General features: G+C 51.8%; 6 protein-coding genes and 1 pseudogene. 4 read left to right on the forward strand and 3 right to left on the reverse strand.

Annotation, left to right across the window (positions count from 1 at the left end; translation table 11 throughout):
* Positions 1-119 precede the first annotated feature (119 nt).
* On the forward strand, positions 120-347 hold the full coding sequence (locus D3261_RS21085) for a DUF2188 domain-containing protein (RefSeq protein ID WP_120075201.1): 228 nt from the start codon (positions 120-122) through the stop codon (positions 345-347).
* A 33-nt stretch (positions 348-380) separates the two neighbouring features.
* Entirely contained in the window at positions 381-1,151 is a 771-nt protein-coding gene (locus D3261_RS19835) for a hypothetical protein (RefSeq protein WP_147465008.1), read from the forward strand.
* Positions 1,152-1,227: 76 nt separating this feature from the next.
* Here D3261_RS19835 and D3261_RS19265 read toward each other — a convergent pair whose 3' ends face one another.
* Entirely contained in the window at positions 1,228-1,578 is a 351-nt protein-coding gene (locus D3261_RS19265) for a hypothetical protein (RefSeq protein ID WP_147465009.1), read from the reverse strand.
* Positions 1,579-2,511: 933 nt separating this feature from the next.
* Here D3261_RS19265 and D3261_RS19270 point away from each other — a divergent pair.
* Positions 2,512-2,784 (forward strand): hypothetical protein, encoded by a 273-nt coding sequence (locus D3261_RS19270; RefSeq protein ID WP_120075207.1) that lies wholly within the window; start codon positions 2,512-2,514, stop codon positions 2,782-2,784.
* A 33-nt stretch (positions 2,785-2,817) separates the two neighbouring features.
* Here the strand turns inward: D3261_RS19270 and D3261_RS19275 are convergent, their stop codons facing one another.
* Both D3261_RS19275 and D3261_RS19840 read right to left on the reverse strand, forming a co-directional pair.
* Positions 2,818-3,474 (reverse strand): DUF6338 family protein, encoded by a 657-nt coding sequence (locus tag D3261_RS19275; RefSeq protein ID WP_120075209.1) that lies wholly within the window; start codon positions 3,472-3,474, stop codon positions 2,818-2,820.
* Between the two features lie 17 nt (positions 3,475-3,491).
* Positions 3,492-3,752 carry a hypothetical protein gene (locus D3261_RS19840; protein ID WP_147465010.1) on the reverse strand — a complete coding sequence of 87 codons (261 nt, stop codon included), beginning with the start codon at positions 3,750-3,752 and terminating at the stop codon, positions 3,492-3,494.
* 6 nt (positions 3,753-3,758) lie between these two features.
* Here D3261_RS19840 and D3261_RS19280 point away from each other — a divergent pair.
* Positions 3,759-4,722, forward strand: a pseudogene (locus tag D3261_RS19280) (hypothetical protein); the annotation flags it as partial.

Below are 4,722 nucleotides of genomic sequence, written 5' to 3' on the forward strand. Positions count from 1 at the left end.
GGTGGGTACGCGGTCGGGCTTTGGCCGGCCCTCCGGGCCGGGACTCTCCTGCGGAACTGGCGTGCTCATCTCTGCCCAAAATTTATCAGCGTCAACAATTAAACTGCGGCTGACCGATTATGGCAAGAGGCGAAGACGTACACACAGTTCCAAATGACGATGGGTGGACAAACAAGGTCAATGGGAAGAAACAGGGACAGTACAATACTCAAGAAGAGGCGGCAAAGGCTGGTCGGCGGGTTGCTGAGCAGAATCAGTCAGAGCATCATCTCCATGGTCGTAACGGCCAAGTCAGAGAGCGTCGCTCCTATGGAAACGACCCGTTCCCTCCAGAAGATCGGGACTGAAAAGTCGAAATTTCCATCAAACCCATGAGCGAGATGCCTGATCGGACTGAATATTATATCGAGTCACATGGACCAAAGGAGGATGCTGTAAAATTGGGATTACAGTGGCTTGTCCAACTTGGAAATCAAGACACAAACAAACAAAAAGCGCTGATCGCTACCCGAGTAAAACGGACCCTCGAGGGCGTGGTGGAATCTGTCGTCGGTGAGAAGGCAGTGAAAGCCCTGAAAAACAAGAATCCGGTCACAGTGGGCGATATTGAGATGCGTCACATGACTGAGCGGATCGACGTACATAGCTGGAGTGGAGGCCCGATACTGGCAGTATATCCAAGCAGAGATTTACTCGACAAGATCGATGAGATGCGGGGTGTGACAGATGTTCTCGTCATACCTTGGCACCGTGATGATGTTCAATTCTGGATTGACCAGTGGGGAGCAACTGAGCTTGGTTCACGTAATGCCAAACAAAACGAGAGAGAAGCGCCAAGTATTGACGATAATATCGTTGAAGAAGCACTCCATGATCTTGATAGCCTAGTGAACGTCTCGACAGGACTCACACACTCATCTGACCGTTCTCAGGCAATAGAAATGTTCAATATTCTCCATCGTAACGGGTACAAATTCGACCCAGAGGCTATTCGGATCTGGTTGGTAGCAGAAAAAGACTGGAGTCCAACCAATGCAGATGACGTTCAAGAAATAGCTGAAGGCGTTAAAAATGGAAAACGTTTCCAGTATGAGTCCGGCAGATGGGTTAACGATATTCTGGATCAGTGGAAAGATCGGGCAGGCAACTAACGGTCGATATTAGAGACCACAGCGAAGATGAACTCATCAACGGATTCGTAGCACGAAACCGCACCGTGCCCCTGTGTTAGGGGCTTGCCGAAGCGGACGACGGGGTTCCCGATGAGGGGACAGCCGACGGATGCCAGAACAGCCACCGACGCTCCAGAATGAACGTCCCTTGGGCGTGGTTCTTGATGAAGTCGTGGAGCTGCTGGACTGTCACCGTGGCGGCTCGGGCTTTCGCAGCGAGTGGGGGTGAGATGCGACGGAGCACATCGATCATCCCCTGATAGTCGGACGTGAGAACGACTATCTGACCGTTGACGCTACACCCGATGATGGGTGTCGTCTTCTGACCGTTAATGAAGCCACGGCGCAGGAGGCCTTTTAGCCCCTTTCGAGTGTACGCGTGGCTGTAGTTGATGTCAGCTGCCACTTGGGCAACCGTCATCCCGCTCGCATGTTTGTAAAGGCTATACTCTGCCCGCTGGTCAACGTTACCGCTGTGCTTTCTTGGCACTTGGAGTCTCTTTGTCACTCATATTTGCAGTGGTGACATCTCTGAATGCTCGTATGCCGATACAACTCGGCTCGTTTCCCAAGCGGTAATGCGCTCATCCGAAGACCAGAGTTAAGAGACCCCAGAACTCAGTTGAGTCCTACGAGGTCTCGCACCGACATCGGTGCTTACCTCCATCCCCGGTTGGGTGAGCACCCATTGACGCCCGCCAATCCTCCAAGATTACTCGGGCGTTGTGGGTCTATCCCAGCCGCTCGGGTTTCTGTTGAATACCGTTCTTAGTTCCGACCTCTGTCAGATAACTGTTTTGAGTGTCGCTACTTATATCTTATGGCCGTATCCAGTCCTACAGACGGCGCTTCAGAGGAGTTATTAGAGGTTCTAAGACATCAGAGACTCACTTTCCCATCTGGGAAAATCATCCTGCAAGAGTTTATATATGATCTCCACAAGAAAAGCACCACATATCATTCAATGAGGGAGACCAAGTAAACTTCATGCTGATCTCACTTCATCGTAGTTAGCATCATATTGAACAAATTGCGCAGGCTTGTTGTTGGCTTCTCTTCCCGGGGAGAGAGGGTTCTACGAATGGCAAGATATGCATGAGCATGAAGCCTGTAGAGGGTAGTTCTGGTGCAACTACACGGGGTTTCACGCAGACAGAATCGCTTCTCACTCGTTGCACATCGAACTGACTCCCCGATGTGTAAGGAACGTCGGCTAAGTCTGCTTCTACATGTAATCTGATCCAGTGATTCAGAGACTTGTATAAGCAAACGGAAGTCAGTCACTCAAATCAGTGCTCCTAAGGGAAGCGATGTGCAAGAGATTCGGGGTTGAACATAAATGCGGATCAAGACTGATGGGAAACACGAGTATCGAGTTGACCAGCTGCGCCAGATAATGCAAGCTACCGGTGAAGGTACCAAATCAGGGGCTTTCGATTTCTCAACAGAATTCACGCTGCGGATGCTGAAAAATCTCGATCAGGCACTCCATCATCCCGATATGACCGAAGAACTTGCAGAGATCCTCTCGACACATACGGTAGATTTGACCTATCGAATAGAGGCCGATCTCGATGTGAATCCGAGCCGGCGGGCACGAGCGGAGAAGTAATTGATCAGAGTTTGAAGAGGATGATCTTGCACATCATTCTCCTTCTTCCATCTCTTGAGCGATTTCCTCATATCTATCTACGGTCATCAGAACGCTAATACGGCTGATATCGTCTTCCAACAACAGAACATCCGTCTCTTCTGGAGGATTCCATTCCTGTTCTCCAAACCATTGTGGGGTTTTCAGCCGTAACTGCCGCGGGCGCTCGGCTCGACTGTATTCATGCAAAAAGCCCTTGACGAGTTCCTCATCAGATGTCTGTACTTGAACGACAGCGCTGTCTTGCATCATGCCTTCCCAAGGTTGCCATGGGAAACGGTTCTTGTCCGATAGGGACCACATCAGGGTCCGTGCTTTGCCCTGCAAATCGAGGATGATTGAAATTGAGTAGAACAACCCCAATAGTAGTGATAACCCTATGAGGAGAGCGACGTATTTGGGACTGAAATTAGAGCCGAAGATAATTTCTTGAAAGGCATACGGATCATTGACGCTCTCACCAGCGAAGTCTGCGATAGTTAGAAAGAGGGTATCGACAAGAATGCTAGAAACGAGACTGACGATTAGTACTCGACCGTTCGATACCTCACTCTCAACAGCTCCAATTGTGACAGCGACAAAAAATGCAATGAAGCCCGGCGCAATCAGCAAGAGCGAGAGGATAAGATTCTGCGGGGTAAGGGGTGGCATTCAGCAGAGCCGTCAAATTACTCGTCGTCGTTTTCTGATTCGCGGGTGGCTTCCTCTTCCTCCCGCGCTCGTGCTCGGACATTTCGTGGGACGTACCCACCCGGAATGTCCTCGATCGAGAGCTCACCTTCCTCTACTCGCTCAGATAGGTCGGAACGCTCTCCTTTTTCAACCTTAGCGTCTAAGTCCCTTTGTTCTGCGTTTTCTCTGTGATTCAGTGACTGTTCTGAGAGTTGTTCAGTCTCGCGCTGTGGGTCCTCACTCTCTTCTTCGCTCATGATAATTTGTTATTTCTGGAGCAGATTAAACCCAGGGGTGTCTATTGTGAATCTCGCTTCTCTATTCTCCCGCGAGGACAACTATTATCCCAAATCCGACAGCAGAAAGAGTATGTCGCTCTCGCTATCCACCCTTGTATTCCGACCATGAGTTCTGCTACTGGATCCCCCAGTCGGACCTCGGACGAGGCTCCTGCCGAGTACGTCGTCGAACAGTTCGACACTACCGTTCCCGATGGGGCGGTCGATGCTCTCGCTCAGCGTATCGAGAGCATTGTCGGTGAACTTCGCGACCGCGCCACCTCCGACGACCGTCTCGAAGAACTTCTCCGGGGTCAGCCCGGTCCTGACCAGCTCCACCGAAACGACACTACCGAAGGTGGCGATCCCGAACCCTTCACCCAGCGCCAAATCATCGAGCCGCTTTTCGACGAACTCGCCTATCCTGATTTCACCACCGAGGCAACCACGCTCTCCGACGAACAACGCCAGAAAGCCGCCTATCTCTTCTCACTTCGTGAGTTCGACGCTATCGAGTCCAGCCGCCTCCTCGTTGAGGCCGAACCGCTCAACAAGAGACTTGACCAGCAAAGCCACGGCCTCGGACAGGTCAAAGACTGGCTCGACACCTACAGTTTCGACGCCGATTTTGGTTTCGCCACCGACGGCGTTCGCTGGGTCCTCATCAAGCACGATCGAGAGCGCTATCAGTACGACACACTCGCTGAGATCGACCTCCAACCTATTTTCGTCGCCGCCTTCGAGAACCACACTGGACGGCGCGAAAGCCCCGAGGAGTGGCTTGACGACACCACCACGCTCCTCCTCGAACGCTTCATCCGGGCATTCGGCTTCGAGAACTTCGTCGCCGTCGCGAGCGAGGCAAAACACAAGATCGACGACTCGAAATCCGCCGCTACTGCCGAGTTCTACGATCAATATGTGCGCCGTGTCTTCGGCGTGCTCGAAG

It is taken from the genome of Halococcus sp. IIIV-5B, assembly GCF_003602035.1.
In the GTDB taxonomy this organism is placed as follows: domain Archaea; phylum Halobacteriota; class Halobacteria; order Halobacteriales; family Halococcaceae; genus Halococcus; species Halococcus salsus.